Origin of the sequence: Candidatus Palauibacter sp., from assembly GCF_965216145.1 — a bacterium.
GTDB lineage: Bacteria > Gemmatimonadota > Gemmatimonadetes > Palauibacterales > Palauibacteraceae > Palauibacter.
The window spans coordinates 203888-224007 of record NZ_OZ244149.1 but is presented as its reverse complement, the minus strand read 5'-3'; the positions used below and the strand labels follow the sequence as shown (position 1 = coordinate 224007).

At 69.7% G+C, this 20120-nt stretch carries 21 protein-coding genes; 11 read left to right on the top strand and 10 right to left on the bottom strand.

The features are described 5' to 3' along the window. A complete protein-coding gene (gene dnaJ / locus ACOOHF_RS01065; RefSeq protein ID WP_419936547.1) occupies positions 1 to 1101 on the top strand; it encodes a molecular chaperone DnaJ in 1101 nt (366 codons plus the stop codon). On the opposite strand, the gene mnmA is transcribed toward dnaJ, so the two are convergent. Together mnmA and ACOOHF_RS01055 are read right to left on the bottom strand one after the other, a co-directional pair. Continuing rightward, entirely contained in the window at positions 1055 to 2197 is a 1143-nt protein-coding gene (gene mnmA, locus ACOOHF_RS01060; protein ID WP_420463031.1) for a tRNA 2-thiouridine(34) synthase MnmA, read from the bottom strand. The two genes, dnaJ and mnmA, sit on opposite strands and share 47 nt — an antisense overlap. Before the next feature lie 13 nt (positions 2198 to 2210). Beyond that, on the bottom strand, positions 2211 to 3380 hold the full coding sequence (locus tag ACOOHF_RS01055; RefSeq protein ID WP_420463030.1) for a cysteine desulfurase family protein: 1170 nt from the start codon (positions 3378 to 3380) through the stop codon (positions 2211 to 2213). Between the two features lie 113 nt (positions 3381 to 3493). On the opposite strand from ACOOHF_RS01055, the gene ACOOHF_RS01050 reads away from it, so the two are divergent. Beyond that, positions 3494 to 3889 (top strand): hypothetical protein, encoded by a 396-nt coding sequence (locus tag ACOOHF_RS01050; protein ID WP_420463029.1) that lies wholly within the window; start codon positions 3494 to 3496, stop codon positions 3887 to 3889. Positions 3890 to 3923: 34 nt separating this feature from the next. Here the strand turns inward: ACOOHF_RS01050 and bshB1 are convergent, their stop codons facing one another. The 7 genes from bshB1 to ACOOHF_RS01015 form a co-directional block, all read right to left on the bottom strand. Next, the gene (bshB1, locus tag ACOOHF_RS01045) at positions 3924 to 4649 is read right to left on the bottom strand and encodes a bacillithiol biosynthesis deacetylase BshB1 (protein ID WP_420463028.1); all 726 of its coding nucleotides are present in this window, start codon (positions 4647 to 4649) and stop codon (positions 3924 to 3926) included. A gap of 15 nt (positions 4650 to 4664) precedes the next feature. After that, the gene (locus ACOOHF_RS01040; protein ID WP_420463027.1) at positions 4665 to 5963 is read right to left on the bottom strand and encodes an ABC transporter permease; all 1299 of its coding nucleotides are present in this window, start codon (positions 5961 to 5963) and stop codon (positions 4665 to 4667) included. A 1-nt stretch (position 5964) separates the two neighbouring features. Continuing rightward, positions 5965 to 7209, bottom strand: a complete 1245-nt coding sequence (locus tag ACOOHF_RS01035) for an ABC transporter permease (protein WP_420463026.1) — start codon at positions 7207 to 7209, stop codon at positions 5965 to 5967. A gap of 15 nt (positions 7210 to 7224) precedes the next feature. Beyond that, on the bottom strand, positions 7225 to 8178 hold the full coding sequence (locus tag ACOOHF_RS01030; RefSeq protein WP_420463025.1) for an ABC transporter ATP-binding protein: 954 nt from the start codon (positions 8176 to 8178) through the stop codon (positions 7225 to 7227). Beyond that, positions 8175 to 9467: an efflux RND transporter periplasmic adaptor subunit gene (locus ACOOHF_RS01025; RefSeq protein WP_420463024.1), complete on the bottom strand. Its 1293-nt coding sequence runs from the start codon at positions 9465 to 9467 to the stop codon at positions 8175 to 8177. The genes ACOOHF_RS01030 and ACOOHF_RS01025 overlap by 4 nt, the downstream gene beginning before the upstream one ends. A 128-nt stretch (positions 9468 to 9595) precedes the next feature. After that, positions 9596 to 10330, bottom strand: a complete 735-nt coding sequence (locus ACOOHF_RS01020) for a YIP1 family protein (protein WP_420463023.1) — start codon at positions 10328 to 10330, stop codon at positions 9596 to 9598. Positions 10331 to 10388: 58 nt separating this feature from the next. Continuing rightward, a complete protein-coding gene (locus tag ACOOHF_RS01015; protein ID WP_420463022.1) occupies positions 10389 to 11069 on the bottom strand; it encodes a hypothetical protein in 681 nt (226 codons plus the stop codon). Positions 11070 to 11160: 91 nt separating this feature from the next. Between ACOOHF_RS01015 and ACOOHF_RS01010 the strand changes: the two genes are divergently transcribed. Then, positions 11161 to 12693, top strand: a complete 1533-nt coding sequence (locus ACOOHF_RS01010; RefSeq protein ID WP_420463021.1) for a YifB family Mg chelatase-like AAA ATPase — start codon at positions 11161 to 11163, stop codon at positions 12691 to 12693. Between the two features lie 20 nt (positions 12694 to 12713). Here the strand turns inward: ACOOHF_RS01010 and ACOOHF_RS01005 are convergent, their stop codons facing one another. Beyond that, complete coding sequence (locus tag ACOOHF_RS01005; RefSeq protein WP_419936559.1) at positions 12714 to 13355, bottom strand: anthranilate synthase component II; 642 nt, start codon at positions 13353 to 13355, stop codon at positions 12714 to 12716. A 36-nt stretch (positions 13356 to 13391) separates the two neighbouring features. On the opposite strand from ACOOHF_RS01005, the gene thpR reads away from it, so the two are divergent. The 8 genes from thpR (at position 13392) to rpsB (ending at position 20031) form a co-directional block, all read left to right on the top strand. After that, on the top strand, positions 13392 to 13988 hold the full coding sequence (gene thpR, locus ACOOHF_RS01000) for an RNA 2',3'-cyclic phosphodiesterase (protein ID WP_420463020.1): 597 nt from the start codon (positions 13392 to 13394) through the stop codon (positions 13986 to 13988). Beyond that, positions 13969 to 14691, top strand: coding sequence for a hypothetical protein (locus ACOOHF_RS00995; protein WP_420463019.1), 723 nt, complete (start codon positions 13969 to 13971; stop codon positions 14689 to 14691). The genes thpR and ACOOHF_RS00995 overlap by 20 nt, the downstream gene beginning before the upstream one ends. A 95-nt stretch (positions 14692 to 14786) precedes the next feature. Next, entirely contained in the window at positions 14787 to 16277 is a 1491-nt protein-coding gene (locus ACOOHF_RS00990; RefSeq protein WP_419936562.1) for an aldehyde dehydrogenase family protein, read from the top strand. 75 nt (positions 16278 to 16352) lie between these two features. Beyond that, positions 16353 to 17195, top strand: coding sequence for a signal peptidase I (gene lepB / locus ACOOHF_RS00985; RefSeq protein WP_419936563.1), 843 nt, complete (start codon positions 16353 to 16355; stop codon positions 17193 to 17195). A 44-nt stretch (positions 17196 to 17239) separates the two neighbouring features. Next, complete coding sequence (locus ACOOHF_RS00980) at positions 17240 to 17977, top strand: sigma-70 family RNA polymerase sigma factor (protein WP_419936564.1); 738 nt, start codon at positions 17240 to 17242, stop codon at positions 17975 to 17977. Between the two features lie 163 nt (positions 17978 to 18140). Then, positions 18141 to 18578, top strand: a complete 438-nt coding sequence (gene rplM / locus ACOOHF_RS00975; protein ID WP_419936565.1) for a 50S ribosomal protein L13 — start codon at positions 18141 to 18143, stop codon at positions 18576 to 18578. 41 nt (positions 18579 to 18619) lie between these two features. Next, positions 18620 to 19015, top strand: coding sequence for a 30S ribosomal protein S9 (gene rpsI / locus ACOOHF_RS00970; protein WP_419936566.1), 396 nt, complete (start codon positions 18620 to 18622; stop codon positions 19013 to 19015). Between the two features lie 35 nt (positions 19016 to 19050). Further along, positions 19051 to 20031 (top strand): 30S ribosomal protein S2, encoded by a 981-nt coding sequence (gene rpsB / locus ACOOHF_RS00965; RefSeq protein WP_419936567.1) that lies wholly within the window; start codon positions 19051 to 19053, stop codon positions 20029 to 20031. Positions 20032 to 20120: the final 89 nt, after the last annotated feature.

Below are 20120 nucleotides of genomic sequence, written 5' to 3'. Positions count from 1 at the left end.
ATGTCGACGCAGGCGAAGGACTACTACAAGATTCTCGGGGTGGCCGAGAACGCGAGCGCGGACGAGATCCGGAAGGGCTACCGCTCGCTCGCCAAGAAGCACCATCCCGACGCGAACGCGGGGGATCCGGCCTCGACGGAGAAGTTCAAGGAGGTCTCCGAGGCGCATGGCGTCCTGTCGGATCCCGACAAGCGCCGGAAGTACGACCGGGTGCGCAAGTACGGCGGCCTCGGCCCGTTCGGCCCGGGCCCGGCGGGGGGGGCGCCCGGGGGTGCGGGCGGCTTCAAGTTCGAGGACCTTTCCGACCTGGGCGGGATCGGCGGGATCTTCTCTTCCATCTTCGACTTCGGGAAGAAGGCGAAGCCGGAGAAGGAAGGGCCCAAGCGCGGGCGCAACGTCGAGTACCTGGTCACGATCCCCCTGCGTACCGCGGCGCGCGGCGGCAGGGTCTCGGTCACGGTCCCGATCAGCGAGGAATGCGCGACGTGCGACGGCAACGGCGCGGCCCCCGGTACGTCACTCGAGCGCTGCTCCGAGTGCGGGGGGAAGGGGGAGGTCACCTTCGGGCAGGGCGGGTTCTCCGTCACCCGCCCCTGTCCCGTGTGCGTGGGGCGGGGCACGGTGCCCGAGACCCCGTGCTCCAGTTGCTCGGGCCGCGGGCAGGTGAGTACGCGCAGGAAGCTGAGCGTCAAGGTGCCGACGGGGGTCGAGACCGGATCGCGCGTGCGTCTGTCGGGCCAGGGCGAGCGCGGTCCGCGCGGCGGCCCGCCCGGCGACCTCATCATCAAGTTCCAGGTGGAACCGGACCGGTTCTTCACACGCGACGGGCTGGACCTCGCCTGCGAGGTGCCGATCAACGTCGCGCAGGCGATTCTCGGCTCGAAGATCAAGGTGAGGACGATCGACGGCAACAAGGTCGTGCTGAGGATTCCGCCCGGCACACAGAGCGGCACCGCGTTCCGCATCCGCGGCCAGGGACTCCGGCGGGGCGAGAACCGCGGCGATCAGCTTGTCAAGGTCGTGGTGGAGACCCCCGACCTCTCCACCGAGGGCCTCAGGACCGTCCAGGAACTCGCGAAGCAGGAGGGCCTCCCGCACTGACGATGATGCCGCCCCCGAGGACGAGGTCGCCGCGGTAGAGCACCGCGCTCTGGCCCGGGGTGATCGCCGCCTGCGGCGTCGGCAAATCCAGCGAGAAGCCCGTCGACGTTGCTTCGAGCACGTCCGCGTCGACGATCGGTGCCCCGTGCCGGATGCGTACGCCGATCCGCTCGCCCGCGATGGGACGGCTCGCGAGCCAGTTCGCGTCCCGGGCGACGATGCGCGCACGCGCCAGCGACGTCCGCGGTCCGATGACCACGTCGCGCGACGACGGCCGGATCTCGAGCACGAACATCGGCTCGGCGAAGCCCCCCGGCAGCCCCTTGCGCTGGCCCACGGTGTAGTGCGCGTAGCCGGGGTGACGGCCGGCCTCGGAGCCGTCTTCGAGCCGGATCGTTCCCGGCGAGAGGGCGGGGTGGTCGTCGGGCAGGTAGCGGCGCAGCACCCCGGCGTAGTCGTTGTCGGGGACGAAGCAGATCTCGAACGATTCCGGCTTGTCCGCCGTGTCGAGACCGAGCCGCCGCGCCTCGGCGCGCACCTGCGGCTTCGTGAGGTCTCCCACCGGCAGCAGGAGGCGGTCCAGGGCAGGCCGGGGCATCCCCCACAGGAAGTAGGTCTGGTCCTTGCGGTCGTCCGCGCCGCGGCGGAGTTGCGGCCGTCCGGCCCCCGGTCGGACGACGCGCGCATAGTGCCCCGTGGCCAGCCAGCGGCAGCCCAGCCCGTCCGCTCGCCGCAGGAGGTCGCGGAACTTCGTGAAGCTGTTGCAGCGCACGCAGGGGATCGGCGTCCGCCCCGCGGCGTACTCGGAGACGAAGTCGTCGATCACGTCCCGCGTGAAGTCCTCCTCCACATCGAAGACGTGGTGCGGCATGTCGAGCTGGGCCGCGACGGACTTGGCGTCGGCGATCCCGTCCAGACCGCAGCAGGTGCGGCTCGCCCCCTCGACGCCGGAGTAGCAGAACGTCTTCATCGTCACGCCGATGACCGGGCGGCCCTCGCGCGCCAGCAGCGCCGCGGTGAGGGACGAATCCACGCCGCCGGACATGGCGACGAGCACGGCGTCCGCGAAGCGGCCGAGGCGGGATGGCGCGATCATGCGGACGACCCCGTCAGGCAGTGAGGGCGACGACCCGCGCCGCGACTCGGGCGAGCGCGTCCGCGGCCCGGTCGACATGCGCCCGGGTGGTCTCGTGGCCGAAGCTGAATCGCACCGCCGCATAGGGCGCGTCGCCGGGAACGCCGATGGCGTCGAGCACGCCCGAACCGACACTCGAGTCGGACCCGCACGCGGACCCGCCCGATGCCGCGATGCCCTCGAAGTCGAGGGAGACGAGGAGCGCCCCGCTGTCGCACCCGGGGATCCCCACGCTGACGAGGTTGGGCAGCCGCAAGGGCGCCTCGCCCCCGTGGATGCGGGCGTCCGGTATCTCCGCCAGGAGCCGCCCCTCGAGGTGGTCGCGCAGCGCGGTCCAGCGCGCCACCTCCGCCTCCCGCTCCCCGACCGCGAGCGCCAGCGCGGTCGCGAAGCCCGTGGCGCCGATCGGGTTCTGTGTCCCCGGCCACATCGACCGCTCCTGGCCGCCCCCGTAGCTCAATGGCTCCAACGTCACCCCGGGCCGGCGGTAGAGCAGGCCGATCCCGACCGGTCCGCCCAGCTTGTGGGCGGTGGCGGAGAGCAGGTCGACCGGGGTGCGCTCCAGGTCGACGTCGACCTTCCCCATCGCCTGCACCGCGTCCGTGTGCACGAGGGCGCCGTGTTCATGCCCGAGGGCGACGAGGTCGTCCATCGCCTGCACGGCGCCGATCTCGTTGTTGGCCCACATCGCGGAGATCAGGGTCGGCGCGGCCGGGTCGGCCTCGAGCCCGCGCCGCAACCATTCGAGGTCGAGGGTCCCGGAGCGGTCCACCGGGATGCGGGACACGCGGGCGCCCTCCAGCCCGCCGCGATCCGCCGCCTCCAGACACGCCTTGTGCTCGATCTCCGACACGAAGACGCGCGGTCCCGAACCCTCGTGCGAGCGCACGAAGCCGAGGATCGCGAGGTTGTCGGACTGCGTACCGCCGCCGGTGAAGTAGATGCACGATCGGGCGCAGCACAGGAGTTCCCCGATCCGCCCCCGGGCGAGTTCGAGACTGCGATGCGCCATGCGTCCCGGCGCGTGCGCGCTGGCCGGGTTGTAGCCGTGCCGCAGCTCCGCGCCCATGGCCTCCCACACCTCCGGGCGCATGGGCCAGGTCGCCGCGTAATCGAGATAGAGACGCTCCTGGTCCGCCTTCATGATCGTCATCTTCAGCGGGGGTTCGCCCGGGATCCGCCCGGGATTCGCCCGGTCGGCAAAGACGGTCTATTGTGTCGAAGCTTCGAACGACGACGCAACTCGGGATGGAGTGCATGGAACCACCACCGTCCGCGTCGGGGCCGACCCCCCCGGCGCCACGACCCCCGGGGCAGACTCCCGACGACCAAACCCTGCCGCCGCTCGGGGCCCCGGTGTTTCGGACCACCGTACACGGCCTCGCATTCGAAGACCGCGCCCGCCACCTCGACACCGTCAGTCCCCGGGAAGAATTGCTCCTCATCCCCGATCCGCCCGGCGGCCAGCCCGATGACGTGTGGGTCCACGTTCCCGCCGGAGACCCCGTGGGCCACCTTCCGCGTGAGATCGGCGCCTGGCTCGCCCCCTGGATGCGTCGGGGCGGGTCCGCGCGCGTCCAGGTGCTGAAGGTAGGCCCGGAGTCGGAGCCGAGCTGGAAGCGGCTGCTCGTCGAGGTTCACTGCGGCGGCTGATCCCGGCGGCGCCTGATTGCGCGGCCGAAAGGGCCTACAGCGACCGGACGCCGAGCGCCATCACGTCCTCCACCCGCATCGTCTCGTCCGTATGAAACGGCTCGCCGTGCGCGGCCCGGATCAGCGAGCCGTAGTGCCGCGAGGCCGTCTCGATCCGCTCGATGAGCGACTGCCCGGTGGGGAAGATCTCGCCCGCCGCCGTCGACCCCTCGAACTGTGACGCGTAACAGCGCGCCGCCTCGATCTTGTGCTCGAACTGCGCCTCCGTGAGCGGCACGACGAAGGTCGGCTTCACCGCGTCTTCGCGGTACGCCATGGCGTAGAGCACCTTCTCCGGTCGCCGTGCCGGACCGCCATCGTAGCGGCGCAGTCCCGCCAGGAAACAGGCGTCGCGCGCCAGCTCCGAGGCGATCCGGTGATCGGGGTGCCGCCCGCGCGGGTAGGGCAGGATCACGGTCGCGGGCGAGAGCCGGCGCAGGTGCGCGACCACGACCCGGCGCGTCTCCTGCGAGTTCTCCAGCCGCGCGTCGGGGAGCCCGGCGTTGGCTCGCACCGCGACCCCCAGCGCGGCCGCCGCCCGCTCCGCCTCCTCGGCCCGGATCTCCGGACTCCCGCGCGAGGCCATTTCGCCGCGCGTCAGGTCGAGGATGCCCGTCCGGTATCCCTGCTCCGCGGCACGGGCCAGCGTCCCGCCACAGGTGAGTTCGGCATCGTCCGGGTGGGCCGCCACGGCAAGGAGGTCCAGCGGTGTATCGCTCATCGGCGTGCGGACGCGCTACTCGTAGCGCAGCGCCTCGATCGGGTCCAGACGGGCGGCCCGCGAGGCGGGGTAGAGCCCGAACCCGATCCCGGTCAGCGCCGAGGCCACCAGCGCGGCCACGATCGACCACAGCGGCACGATGGCCGTGAGCGGCGTCAACTGGTTCAAGACCCATACGAGGCCGCCGCCGAGCAGCATCCCGACCGTTCCGCCGAGCAGCGTGAGCGTGGAGGCCTCGACGAGGAACTGCCACATGATGTCGCGACGCCGCCCCCCCATCGCCTTTCGCAGCCCGATTTCCTTCGTCCGCTCCGTCACGGAGATCATCATGATGCCGATGACGCCGATGCCGCCGACCATGAGTCCGATGCTGGACAGGCCCATCATGGCCGCGAACAGCACGCCGGTGAGCTGGTTCCAGACGTTCAGCATCTGGTCCTGCGTCATGATGGCGAAGTCATCCTCCTCTGCAGGCTCCAGCCCCCGAAGCTGGCGCATCCGCGCGTACGTCACGTCGAGCGCCGCCTGCGCGTCGGCGCCGGGTTCCGGCCGCACGATGAAACTGATCGTCCGGTCCGAGATACTCAGAAACTTGTCCGCAGTCGCGAACGGAACCCACACGTAGTGCGTGGCCAGCCCGGAGAAGAGGTTCGCCGGCATCCGGTAGATGCCGATCACCCGGAACATGGCCGCGTTGCGACCCGCGCCAACCCGGATGTCCCGGCCGACCGGGTCGCGCTGCCCAAAAAGGTCGACCGCCACGGCGGAGTCGATCACGACGACCGGCACCCGCCGCTGGGCTTCGGAGTGCGTGAACCAGCGGCCTTGGGCGACATCGCCGCTGTAGATCTCGAGGTAGTCGGCGCCCACGCCCATGAGGGAGATCTCGGCGCGGTCCGCCCCGACACTCGCCTCGTACGCTCCTCCGAAGTCGCTGTTCATCTCGACTATCGGGGTTGCGCTCTGGATGCCCGGCAGCCGTCCGAGATCCCGGGTCCACTCCGGATCGAGTGGCGGATTCCGGAAGTAAGCCGGCTCCTCCTCGTCAAGCGGCCCCCCGCCGGTCATCGAGGAGAAGTCGAAATGCGCCACCCAGAACGTCGTAATGCCGTTCGGCGCCATCATCTCCGAGAAGCTGCGGTTGATGCCGGTGATGGCCGCCGCCATGACCATGACGACGACGACCCCGATCGTCACGCCGAGGATCGTGAGGCCGCTCCGTACCTTGTTGGCTCCTAGCGAGTCGAAGGCGACCGCGATCCCCTCCGCCATCGTCGCGAAGAACCCCATGCCGCCACCTCCGCGCGCGCTCATGCTACTCGAACCTCAGCGCTTCGATCGGGTCCAACCGTGCGGCGCGGTAGGCCGGATAGAGCCCCGACGCGATGCCGACGCCGAGCCCGAGGATGAGGGAGATGATCATCGCCGGAACGGAAACGGCCGCCGGCAGGGGCGAAACACGTTCGATGATCAGGGCGAGGCCGAAGCCCGTCCCGATCCCGAGCGCCGCGCCGACGATCGAGAGCATCGATGCCTCCGTGAGGAACTGGAAGAGGATGTCCCGGCGCCGGGCCCCGAGCGACTTCCGGAGCCCGATCTCCCGTGTCCGGTCGGTCACCGAGAGCAACATGATGTTCATGATCACGATCCCTCCCACGACCAGCGAGATCCCGACCAGCCCGGGGAGCGCCGTCATGAGGATGCGGTTGATCGTCTCCCAGGCCTGCAGAAGGTTGCTGGACGTCTCGATCCCGAAGTTGTCCGGCTCAAATGGCCGGAGGCGCCGTTCGCTGCGCAGCGCGCCCTGCACCTCGGCGATGGCCGGGTTCAGCTCGTCAGCGCGGTTCATCTTCACCGTGATCCCATCGACCTCGAGCCGCCGTCGGCTGAGCGTGCGCTGGTAGGTCTCGAATGGAATGAGGACGGTGGCATCGCGGATATTGCCCACCAAACCGCCCTGCTCCTCCATCACGCCGACGACCTGGAACCCGTGCCCGCCCGCGCGGATCCGCTTGCCGATCGGGGAAGTGGTCGGGAAGAGCCGTTCGGCGATCTGGGCCCCGATGACGGCCACGGAGAGCGCCTGCCGGTCGTCGATCGGTGTGAGACCACGGCCTTCCTCCACGGTCCACCCCTGGACCGCCTCGTAGTCCGGCGACCCGCCGACCACCCGCACGTTGCGCCGCTCGAACTGGCCGTACCGGACCGAGGACACGCCGGTCTGGCCGAAGTGCGCCAGATAACGGGCCTCGGGCACCGCGGCGCGCACGACCTCCACCTCTTGCATGCCGAGTTCAGGGTTGCGGCGCCACCGCCGTCGCTGCGCCTCGTCGATGCGGCCCGTCTCGATCGTCGGTCGGCGCACGACCGAGAATGTATTCACGCCGAAGATCGAACCCGCGAAGTCCTCGCGGACGTAGCGGTTCATCCCCTCGACGATCGTGATCACCGCGATGAGGAAGGTGATCCCGATGATGATGCCGAGCAGCGCGAAGAACGACTTCAGCTTCTGCGCCCAGACCTGCTGCAGCGAGAGGTGGATGCCCTCCCAGAATCGCATCGCCCCGGCTCCCGGCTAGCGCCCGCTGCCGCTCTTGAAGGGTGGCTCGGGGGGAGGTGCCCAGGGGTTGCGGGATGGCCTCCCGAGACCGCCGGGCCCCCCGCCCCCGGGGGGCGCCGAGGCGGGTCCCGCGCCCGCGGAGCCCGCATCCGCCGGAGTCGCGGAGTGCGCCGTCGCAGCCGCGGAGGGTACCGGCTCGGTCTCCGCATCCGGCGCTCCACGCGCCGGGCCGCCGCCGAACGGCCCGATGCCCCGCGTCAGGTAGTAGTCCGGGGACATCTCCGCTTCCACCTTCCCGTCGACGAGCGAGATCACGCGCTGCGAGCGGGCCGCGATGTCGTACTCGTGCGTGACCATGATGATCGTCTGGCCGTTCGCGTGCAGCGTGTCGAACACGTCCATGATCTCCTCGGAGGTCGAGGAGTCGAGGTTCCCCGTCGGCTCGTCCGCGAGCAGGATCGAGGGGTCGTTGACGAGCGCCCTCGCGATCGCGACGCGCTGGCGCTGGCCGCCGGAAAGCTCGTTGGGCTTGTGATCCATGCGGTCGGACAGCTGCACGAGGTCGAGTGCGTGCGCCGCCCTCCTGTGCCGCTCCTTGCTCGATATCCCGGCGTAGATGAGCGGCAGCTCCACGTTGTGCAGCGCCGTCGCGCGCGGAAGCAGGTTGAAGGTCTGGAACACGAACCCGATCTCGCGGTTCCGGATCCGGGCCAGGTCGTCGTCCTTCAGGTGCTGCACCGCCTGCCCGTTGAGCACGTACTCTCCCGCGCTCGGTGAATCGAGGCAGCCGATCATGTTCATGAGCGTCGACTTGCCGGAGCCCGAGGGTCCCATGATCGAGACGTATTCGTTGCGCAGGATCTCGATGTCGACGCCCGCGAGCGCGTGCACGACCTCGGCCCCCATCACGTAGTCCTTCCTGAGGTCGCGCGTGACGATCATCGCCTGCGCCCGCCCGTTTTCGCTCATCGTCCGTTCTCCCCGCTGCCGTCACTGTCGTTCGCCGCGGCTGCGGCACCCGCCGCCCGGTCGATTCTGATCCGGCTCCCGTCCTCGAGTCCGCGGATGGCCTGGAACGAGCCCGACACGATCGTCGTTCCGACCTCGATCCCCGAGATCACCTCGAAGTAGCTCTCCCCGGCGATCCCGATCTCGAGGGGCCGGAAGCGTACCCGGTCACCCTCGACCACGAACACGCCTTCGATGTCCCGAAGGGTCTCCGACTGCGGCCGGGCAGGCAGGTTCTCGTTGGGGATCTCTTCGTACTCGTCCGCGTCCATCAGGGTGAGCGCCGTGATCGGGATGCTGGGCACGTTGTCCCTGGTGTCCGTGATGACGTCGGCCGTGGCCGACAGGTCGGGCCGGATCCCCTCGGGCGGTGCGCGCAGTTCGATCTTCACCTCGAAATCGATCGCCTGGGCCGACCCGCCCGCCTGGGACGGGTTCCGCGGCACGATCGAACTGTTGCCGATCTCGGTCACGGTTCCCACGAAGCGCTGGTTCGGGAACGCGTCGATCTCGATGTAGGCGGAATCGCCGATCACGATGCTGGTCACATCCGTCTCGTCCACCTCGATCACGGCCTCCATCACCGACAGATCCGCGACGGTGAGGAGCACGGTCCCGGGGTTGTTCATCGTCCCTACGATCGCGGTCTCGCCCCGCTCCACGTTGAGCCGGGTGATCTTGCCCGACATCGGCGCCTCGATCGTCGTCTTCCCGAGCCGGTCCCGTTCCTGATCGAGGCTCGCGACGGCCTGCTCGACCTGGTGTTCCGCGGCCTCGAGGAGCCGTTCCTGGACCACCGCGCCGGTCACCGCCTGTTCGACCTCGGCTTCGGTCACGAAGTCCGTGCCGCGCTCCTGCAGCGTCGTGAGCCGGTCCGCGTCCCGCTGCGCCTGGTCGTAGGCGGCCTGCTGCTGGGCGAGGCCGGCGCGCGCCTGAGCGAGGCCGGCCTCGGCCCGGTCCACGGCCGCTCGGAAGAGGGCCGGATCGATCTGGAGAAGAAGGTCCCCTTCCTCGACGTCCTGCCCCTCCTCCACAGGGAGGTCGATGATCCGCCCGGCGACATCGGTGGTGATGTCCACGTGCGTCTTGGGCTCGATGTGGCCCGTGGCGGAGACCTCGGCCACGAGACTGCGAAGCCCCACCTGGTCGACCCTGACTTCCACCACTCGGCCCGCCTCACGCTGCGTGGCCAGATATCCCATGGTCGCGAGCAGTCCGAGAACGACCACCGCGAGAAACGCTTTAAGCATCCTGCACCACAACCTTTATTTCGAGACCTGGCGGGCTGTCCGCACGATTCCGTGATTCACTGTGCAAGGGTACGTCCTCGCCACACGCTTGGTTTCGCCCGCGCAGCCGCGGTGTGGCGGGCCCCGGATCAGCCCATGAGACCGGCCAGCGCCGCGAAGACGGCCACGACGAGCAGATAAAGGACGAGTAGATACGTCGTGCCCGCCGCCGCGGACCGCTCCGGGTAGATGCGGCTCACGGCCACGCCGAGCACCCCGCACGTCCAAACAGAGAAGATGTTGATTCCGTTTAGGAACCCGCCGATGAACCCTTCCACCTCCGGCAGGAAGAGACCGGGCGTCAGGATGGGAGTCTGGGAGCCGAGCGTCATCAGGGCGAGCCCGACGATCCCTCCCGCCGTGGACACGTAGCTCGCGTGGGCGGCGGCGCTGAACAGCTGCCTGAACCGGCCTTCGCCCCCCATGATGACGTTGAACGCGATGAGGATGAGGCCCGCGATGAGTGAGAGAAAGATGGGTGTGGCGATGACCACCGTGGCGATCCCGGCCGCCGGACCCGTGGACATCGCGGCCTCGACCTGCTGCTCGAGCAACTCGGGATCCGCCCCCGGCGGGATGAACCTCCCGATCTGACTCTCGAACATCGCCCGCCGCACGTCTTCGGGGACCACGATCGGAGTCAGGAGTTGCACCGCGGCGCCCACCACGACGAGGCCCACCACGGCCCCGAGCCACGCGGGCCGCTCCCGGAGCGCGTCGAACAGCTTCGCCGGCGAGACGAAGGCCTGCAGGATGCGGACGGGAAGGACGGGAATCGAGACTTTCTCCGTCGGCGCTTCGGACGACGCATGCGTATGTTCCATCTTCATCTCCAGGTTTCTGTCCCGGGTTGAACCGTCGGCGCTTCCCGGCCCGAGTCGGTCAGCCTTCCACCGGCGCGCGGATCGCCTCGCGGCGGGCTCCGGGTTCGACCACGCGCAGGAGCTTGTCGTCCGCATCCAGCCAGACGCTCAGCCCGGCGCCATCGACTTCGAGGTCGTAGCGCGTGGCGGCCACGGAGCCCTCACCGATCTCGACGCTGTCCGGACCCTCACCCGTCAGCCGTGCAGGAACGGATCGCCCCGCGAGCGGGAGCAGCACCTCCAGACGCCCCTCCGGCGCCTCCCTCAGGGTGCGGACGAGGAGAAGATAATGGTGCGCCACGCCCGGCTCGACGATCGCCCCCACCTCCTGCACCATGTACTCCTTCCAGCCCTCGCCCCCGGCGGTCGCGAACTGGAAGCGGACCCGGTCCGCGAACCGTTCGCCGCTGACCAGGACCGAGCGCCCCTCCTCGACCTCGTACTGCATCGGGAGCAGGTCGGGATCCATCTGCAGCCCCACCTCCCGCGCCGGCCTTTGCACGATCTCGATTCTGGCCACGGCGTTGACGGTGGATCCGGCGCGCCAGACCCGGAAGCGCTCGCTCCCCACGCGCCGCCCGTCCACATGGATCTGGAGGTGGCCCGCGTCGAGTTCCTGGGCGCCTGCCGGGAGGGGACTCAGGAGAAGAACCGAGACCGCCAGCGCGCGCCCTTTCGATCTCAGGGCTCTTTTCCGCAATCGCCCGCCTCGTTTGAGGGTCGGTTGAGACGAATGTCGATCGTGACCCCCTGAGAACGTACAAGACTGTCCGGGCGGGAGCGAAGAACGTATGGCGAGATCAATGGGATCGGCGTCCGTGATGTCGGCCGCGGTCATGGGGCTCGATGTGCGGCCGGTGAGCGTGGAAGTGTCCCTCATCACCGGGACGCCCATCATACAGATCGTAGGTCTCGCGCAGGGTGCCGTGCGGGAGGGCCGCGAGCGGATCCGGGCCGCCGCGGCGCAGATGGGGCTGCACGTTCCCGGACTGCGGATCACGGTGAACCTCGCGCCGGCGGACCTCCCGAAGACGGGAGCGGCGCTGGACCTGCCGATCATGCTCGGGATCCTGTGCGCCAAGGGCGACCTCGCGCAGGACGCCCTGCGGGGGACGATGGCGGTGGGCGAACTCGGGCTCGATGGTTCGCTGCGCTCGGTCCGGGGCGCCCTCCCCATCGCCCTCTACGCGGCCGCGGCTCCGAACGTCGACCGGCTCCTCCTGCCGAGCGCCAACCTGCGGGAGGCCTCGGCGGCGGAGGGCATAGAACTGGGGGCGTCGGACTCGCTGGGCCGGATCCTCGTCGCGTTGAAGAACGGCGGCCGCCGCCTGGCCCCGGGGTTGCTGTCGCCGGCCCGGCGGCTGCCGCAGGATGAGACGCCCCCCGCAGGGGAATTCGATCTCTCCGCCGTGAAGGGCCAACCGGTCGCCAAGCGGGCGCTCGAGATCGCCGCGGCCGGTGGCCACAACCTCCTGTTGTCCGGCTGTCCCGGCTCCGGCAAGACGAGTCTGGCCCGTTGCCTTCCCGGGCTGCTCCCGCGACTCGCGCTCCCCGAGGCCGTGGACGTGACGGCGATCCACAGCGTGGCGGGGCTCCTGTCCGAGGGGGCGGGGCTGAAGCGGACGCGCCCGTTCCGGGCCCCGCACCACTCGATCAGCGAGGCGGGCCTGATCGGAGGCGGAAGTCGCCCGCGACCGGGCGAGGCTTCGCTGGCGCATCACGGCGTGCTCTTCCTGGACGAACTGCCGGAGTTCGGCCGGCGTACGCTCGAAGCGCTCCGGCAGCCGATCGAGGAGGGGCAGGTGCGCATCGTCCGCGCGGCCGGATCGGCCAGCTTTCCGGCCGAGTTCACCCTGGTGGCCGCGATGAACCCCTGTCCGTGCGGCTACGGGGGCGTCTCCGGCCGCTGCCGCTGCCCCGACGAGTCGGTGCGGCGCTATCGCCAGCGTGTCAGCGGGCCGCTCCTGGACCGGATCGACCTGCTCGTCGACGTGCCCGCGGTGCGCTGGGAGGATCTGGCCGGCAAGGGCCCCGTCGAGGCGAGCGCGGCCGTTCGGCGGCGGGTGTCGCGGGCGCGCGCCCTTGCCTCCCGCCGCCAGGGGAACACGAACGGGCGCATCCCGCCGGCCCGGCTCGAGCGGGTGTGCGCCGTCGACCGGGGCGGCCACGCGCTGCTGCGGAAGGCCGTGACGTGCCTCGACCTGACCGCGCGCGGCTACCACCGGGCGCTCCGCGTCGCCCGGACGATCGCGGACCTGGATGCGCGGGCGCGGGTGTCCGAGGGGCACGTCGCTGAAGCGATTCGGTTTCGCGGATCGATCTAGCACGGGCTGCTGGCGTGCGGCTACTTCGCGAGGGCCCCGGGCGGAAGTTCCGGGCAGCGCCCGGCCTCGACCGGCGCCGCGGCCGGGGCCTCGCCCCTCCCGAGCGCGAGAAAGTTGCCCAGCAGGCGGTGTCCCCCGGCGGTCAGCACCGCTTCCGGGTGGAACTGCACCCCCCACACGGGCCACGCGGTGTGCTCGATGGCCATCACCTCGCCCGCCTCCGTCTCCGCCGTCACGCGGAGGCCGGGGCCGGGATCGGCGGGGTCGACGACGAGCGAGTGGTACCGGGTGACCTCCAGCGGCGAGGGCAGGCCGGCGAACAGCCCCCGTCCCGAATGGCGGATGTTCGAGAGGCGGCCGTGCATGGGCCGGCCCGCGCGGATGACCCGTCCGCCGACCGCGGCGGCGATACATTGGTGCCCGAGACAGACGCCGAGGATCGGGATCTCCGCGCCCACGGCGCGAATCACCTCGACCGAAGCCCCGGCCTCGGCCGGTGTGCAGGGGCCCGGAGAAATCACGATATGCGAGAGCCCTTCGCCTCGCAGCGCGCCCGGATCGACCTCGTCGTTACGCCGGACGCGCACCGTCTCGCCCAGTTCCTCGAGATAGCGCGCGAGGTTGAACGCGAACGAGTCGTAGTTGTCGATGAGGAGGATCATGACGGCAGGCTTCGGGTCGGCTGGGTCGGCGCGGTCTTGACCGGCCCCGCAGGATACGGGGCCACCCCGGCGCGGTCGAGGCTCTTCGTCGCGCTTCGCTTCCCGCCTCGAGTGCGCGAGGGCATTGCGCGCGCCACGGATGCCCTGCGGGCGCTCGAGGGCGTCCGCCCCGTACCCGTCGAGCAGTTGCACCTCACGCTGCGCTTCATCGGCGAGACGGAGCGGAGCCGCGAGGCGCCGCTCGCGCGGGCGATCGCTGCCGCCGCGGCGGACCTTCCCCGCTTCGACCTCCGGCTGCGCGCCGCCGGCGTCTTCCCGTCGCTCCGCCGCGCCCGCGTGATCTGGGTGGGCGTGGAGGACGCCTCCGCGCTCATCGATCTCCACGGCTCCGTGGAAGCCGCGGTCGTCCGCGCCGGCATCGCCCCGGAGCCGAGGCCCTTCCGGTCACATGTGACCGTGGGACGCATCCGCCGCCCCCCCGCGCCCCTCGGTCTGGCCGATGCGATCGCCCGGGTGCGCTTCGAGACTACCGTGGCGGTGCACGAAGTGTCCCTCATGCGGAGTAAACTTCTCCCGCGCGGTGCTCGTCATACGGAGGTGGCCTCCTGTCCCCTTGCGGGCACGGGCGCCTGACGCGGCCCGCGGGCGCGGGTGCTACGTTTCACCCCTGTACCGATTCACGTCGAAGGCGGTCGACCAGATGGGCATCTTCCGAAGACTCTTCACAGGACTTGGCTTCCTCGTCTTCCTGCTGGCCCTGCTGGTCACCGGCTGGATCCTGCGGGAAGACATCGAGCGGTGGCTCGCGAACGTGGACGGCGAGGACATCGCCATGCCCGAGCCGAGTCCCGAGGCGGCCGCCCGCGTCGAGACCGTCCTGCGGGAGCTGGCGTCGGGCGGCGGCGCCGCCGAGACGCGGTTCACCGAGATGGAGCTCCAGAGCTACGTCGAATACGGCCTCGCTACGCAGCTGCCCGCCGGCATAGGGGCGCCCGCGATCGAACTGCGCGACTCGACGGTGGCCCTCTCCGCCCAGGTCGACTTCACCCGGCTCACGATAGCAGGGGACGCGGCGGCGAGCCTCGGGCGCATGTTCGGGGATTCGGCTGTCGTCGCGGCGGAAGTCTTTCTGGAGGTGGGCGAAGTGGGCGAGGGACGCATCCATCTCGTCAGCCTCCAGGCGGGGGTCATCCCCGTGCCTCCCCTCCTGCTCGGCATGGCCGGGCAGCAATTGGGGTTGCGCATGAACGGGCAAGCCCTGCTCTTCGACATCCCGGCTGCCGTCGCGGACGTTCGCGTGGAGAACGAGGAGATCATCCTCCTCCTGCATCGCTGACGAACGGCCCCCGGGGCGGTCGGTCTGTCGACCCTTCCACCCGGCCTCGTGTGCCGGACACCCGAGCCACGGACCCAGAGCGGAGTCTCCCCGGCATGACTGAGAAGTTCCCGAACCACATCGCGGGCGGATGGTCGGCGCCCGCCAGCGGCGAGTACATGGAGAACCGGAACCCGGCCCGTACGTCGGATCTGATCGGGCTCTTCCCCGACACCGATCCGTCGGAACTCGACGCGGCGGTCGCTTCGGCGCAGCGCGGCTTCGAAAGTTGGTCCAGGACGCCGGCGCCCGAGCGAGGGCTCGCGCTGAAGCGGGCCGGAGACCTCCTCACCCGGCACAAGGAGGAACTCGCCAGGACGATGACCCGCGAGATGGGGAAGGTCCTCGAGGAGACGCGCGGCGATGTCCAGGAGGCCATCGACACGGCCTACTACGCGGCGGTCGAGGGACGCAGGCTGTTCGGGCGGACGGCGCCGTCCGAACTCCGGAACAAGTGGGCCATGTCCTTCCGCCGCCCGATCGGCGTGTTCGGGATCATCACCCCCTTCAATTTCCCCGTCGCGGTCCCGAGCTGGAAGATCTTCCCGGCCCTCCTGTGCGGGAACAGCATCATCTACAAGCCCTCCGAGGACGTGCCCCACAGCGCGCACCGGTTCGTGGAGATCCTGCTCGAGGCCGGCCTCCCGCCCGAGTGCGTGCAGCTGCTGCACGGGCGGGGCGAGACGATCGGGCAGGCGATCGTCGAGCACCCCGGGGTGCCGGGTCTCTCCTTCACCGGCTCCACCGAGACCGGCAGCCGGATCGGCGAGATCGCCGGGCGCATGCACAAGCGTCTGTCGCTCGAGATGGGCGGCAAGAACGCGCAGATCGTCCTCTCCGACGCGGATCCGGATCTCGCCCTGGAAGGCGTGCTGTGGGGCGCCTTCGGCACGACCGGCCAGCGCTGCACGGCGACGAGCCGCCTGCTCCTGCAGAGCGACATCCACGACGACTTCGTGGAAAGGCTGTGCTACGAGGCCCGATCGCTGCGGCTGGGCGACGGGCTCGAGGCCGGCGTCGACGTGGGCCCGCTGGTCCACGAGGCGGCGCGCGACAAGTGCGAGCGGTACGTCGCGATCGCCGAAGCGGAGGGTGCGACGGTCGCCACCGGAGGCCGCCGGCCCTCCGACGGGGGCCTGGGCGACGGCTGGTTCTACGAGCCGACGGTCCTCACCGGGGTCGCGAGGGGACACCGAGCGGCGGTCGAGGAGATCTTCGGCCCGGTACTCTCCGTGATTCGTTTCGATACCCTCGAGGAAGCGTTCGAAATCAACAACGAGGTGCGCTACGGGCTGTCGTCGTCGATCTACACGCGGGACGTGAACGCGTCCTTCCGCGCCGTGGAGGAACTCGACAACGGGATCACGTACGTGAACGCGCCCACGATCGGCGCGGAGGCCCACCTCCCCTTCGGGGGCGTGAAGAGCACGGGCAACGGGCACCGCGAAGGCGGGTGGGAGGTGTACGAATTCTACACGGAGACCAAGGTCGCGTACGTCGACTACAGCGGCACGCTGCAGCGCGCGCAGATCGATGTCGATTGGTGACCGTGGCCGGTGAGAGCCCGTTGAGGCCTTCCCTCAAATCATTGGGAGAAGGTGCCGGAGCGGAAACCGGAACGGGTGAGCCGATCGGCGGAGCGTGGAGAAGGGAAGGCGGGCATGGAGGCGGGCATGGAGGAACGACCGGCTGAGAAAGCGGAGCCGATCAGGGGCGGGGCGCGGAAGCTCCTGACGCCCCCGACCCGCGCCCGCGCGGGCCGCGACGCGTCCGTCGGCCGATGGTTGTGGGAGTGGACGAAGTCGATCTTCATCGCGCTCATCCTCTTCCTCTTCATCCGCACGTTCGTCGTCGAGGCCTTCCAGATCCCGACCGCGTCGATGGAGAGCACGCTCCTCATCGGCGACTTCCTGCTTGTGAACAAGATGGTGTACGGCGCCGAGATCCCGGGCACCGCCCTCGAACTCCCCGCGTTCGATACGCCGGGCCGCGGGGACGTGATCGTGTTCGAGCCGCCGGAATCCGCCGATCAACCCCCCCGCACGAATTACGTGAAACGCATCGTCGGGATGCCCGGGGATACGTTGCGCATGCAGCGGGCGCAGCTGTTCGTGAACGGCCTCCCGCTCCAGGAGCCCTACGTACAGGCAGCGTCGAACTTCCCCGATGCGCCGAGTCCGAAGTTCGAGTGGCAGCGCCGCTTCCTGACCGGCCGCGCGCGCCGCGCGGGGTACCTGCCGACCCGGAACAACTGGGGACCCCTCGTCGTCCCGGGCGACCACTACTTCGTCATGGGCGACAACCGGTCGAATTCCGAGGACTCCCGCTACTGGGGCTTCGTCCCGAGAGATGCGATCCGGGGCCGGCCCATGCTGGTGTACTACTCGTACGAGCGCGAGCCGAAGGGCCACTGGTCCTGGCTCACCGACATTCGCTGGAGCCGCATCCTGCGCGGCATCGACTGAACCTCCCGCCGCCCGTGCCGGCGGCAACGCGGACGCGAGCGAGAATGGTTCGAAGCTTCGAACGATACCTGGCCGACATCGGGCGCGAGCGATTGCTCGACATGGAGGACGAGGTGGAACTGGCGCGGAAGATCCGGGCCGGCGACCTCGCCGCACGCCGCCGCCTGGTCCGCGCCAACCTTCGCTTCGTCGTCTCGGTCGCGCGAAGCTATCGCGGGCGCGGCGTGCCGTTCCCGGACCTCGTCAACGAGGGGAATCTGGGGCTGGTCCGCGCGGCCGACCGGTTCGATCCGGATCGCGGCGTGCGCTTCGTCAGCTACGCGCATTTCTGGGTCCGGCGGGCGATGTTGCAGGCCATCGCGGGCCAGGACGAACGCCCCTCGCCCGGCGAACCGGCGCCGCTCCGGCTGTCGCTCGATCACGTCGCGCCCGGCGCCGCCTGCACGCTCGAGGAACTGCTCCCGGACGAGCGGACGCCGGAGCCGGGCGCCGGCGTGGTGCGAGACCGGCTTCGCGACGCGATCGAGGCGAGCCTCACCGATCTGCCGCCCCGCGAGCGCGAGGTCCTGCGCCGGTACTTCGGACTGGGGTTCGAGGATTCCCAATCGCTTTCCGACATCTCCGTCGAACTCGACGTCTCTCGTGAACGGGCGCGCCAACTCAAGGAGCGCGCGCTGTCCCGGCTCCGTGCCGGCGCCGAGAGGCACGGGCTGCGCGGGTTCGTGGATTCCGGCGGTCCGGGCGGCGCGTGGCGGTTTCCCGCGACGAAACCGGAGAGGTGAGGCGGCCGCTCCCCGCCGGATCCGTGCCCATGTCCGCCGTGATTGACTTCACACGAACGCCGGGGTAGCATTACGGGCTATCGCGCAACCCGCATGGGTTCCGCGGTCGTCATACGCTCGGCAACCAACCTGCCGGGCGGTTTTTTTGCGATAGGCAGAACGGATGAAGACGTATTCTGTAAAGGCGGGTGAGATCGAGAGGGAATGGTTCGTGGTCGACGCCACGGATCAGGTGCTCGGTCGTCTCGCGACCCAGGTCGCGACCGTCCTTCGCGGAAAGCACAAGCCGATCTACAGCCCGCACCTCGACACGGGCGACTACGTCGTCGTGATCAACGCCGGGCGCGTGCGGCTGACCGGAAACAAGGCCGACCAGAAAGAGTATTTCCGACACTCCGGATACATGGGCGGCGAGCGGTTCATCCCCTTCCGGCGCATGCTCGCGCGGTATCCCGAGCGGGTGATCCGGCTGGCCGTGAAGGGCATGCTCCCCAAGAACACCCTCGGGCGGAAGATGCTCGGGAAGTTGAGGGTCTACGGGGGGGCGGAGCATCCCCACACGCCGCAAGGTCCGCGGCCCTTCGAGACGGTCGCGGGCTAGCGGACGAGTCGGCTCGCGCGGAACGATCAGGGAGAAGAGAGTTGGCGGCAACGGAACAGGTTCAGTCGGTGGGACGGCGCAAGGCGTCGGTCTCGCGAGTTCTGATGAAGGAGGGCGCGGGGACGGTCAGGGTGAACGGCCGACCGTTCGACGAGTACTTCACGATTCCGCGGCACCGTTCCCTCGTCTCGGCGCCGCTCGAGGTGACGGAAGCCGCGAGCCTGTATGACATCACCGTTCGGGTGCGGGGGGGCGGAGTCACCGGCCAGGCGGAGGCGACGCGTCTGGGTATCGCACGCGCCCTGCTCGCGATGGACGAGGACCGGCGACGCACCCTGCGTGCCCACGGCATGCTGACCCGGGATCCGCGGGTCGTCGAGCGGAAGAAGCCGGGCCGTCCGAAGGCGCGCAAGCGCTTCCAGTTCTCCAAACGATAAACGGAACGATAGCGGGAAGGCGGAAAGCCGAGCGCATGGGTGTCGCGTTGAAGGACCTGTTGAAGGCCGGAGTGCATTTCGGGCACCAGACGCATCGCTGGAACCCGAAGATGCGGAAGTACATCTTTGCTGAATCCGGCGGAATCTACCTGATCGACCTCAAGAAGACGCAGCGCGAGCTCGAGCGGGCGCACGAACTCGTCAGGGAGACGGTGGTGGCCGGTAAGTCCATCCTCTTCGTCTGCACGAAACCGCAGCTCGCGCGCGTCGTGCGGGAAGAGGCCCAACGGTCCGGATCGTTCTACGTCACGGAGCGCTGGCTGGGCGGGATGCTCACGAACTTCCAGACGATCAAGAAGAACATCACCCGTCTGAAGGAACTGGAACGCGGCACCGAGGAAGGGGCCTTCGAGTTCTATACCAAGAAGGAGCGGCTCCTGCTCGAGCGCGAGCGCGAGAAGCTCGACCGCTATCTGTCCGGGATCAAGGACATGACTCGGCTGCCGGGGCTCGTCTTCGTGGTGGACTCCAACCGGGAGGAGATCGCGGTGCGCGAGGCGAACCGTCTCGGGATTCCCGTCGTGGCGATCGCCGACACGAACGCCGATCCGGATCTGCTCACGATCGCGATCGCGGGGAACGATGACGCGATCCGCTCGGTCTCGCTGATCACCAGTTCGGTCGCGGACGTCGTCGAAGCGGCGCGTCGCGAGATTCCCGATGTCGGACAGAAAGAGAAGGAATCGAAGGCGTACACCTATTCGAGCGATGCGGGCGGCGTGGCCGACACGCCCGCGACGGGCGATTCGCGCCGCAAGCGGCCGAGGCGCAAGCCGCGTCCGGAAGTCATCGCGCAACGACGGCACCACCCCCCGGTGACCGAGGCCGATGAGGGATCGGCCGACCCCGCCGCGGGTGAGGGTGAGTCGGGGGCGAACGGGGAAGAAGCCCCCGCGCCGGTGGCGTCCTCCGCGGAGGCGGTGGCTGCCGACGAGGGAGAATCAGGCCGCGAGTGAGCCGGGGGCCACTTCGGTGGCCCTTTTTTTTGCCATTACGCGCCGCGGTGGTGCGGGGCCAGCGAGGAGCGCGAGAGGAGGAGTCAAGG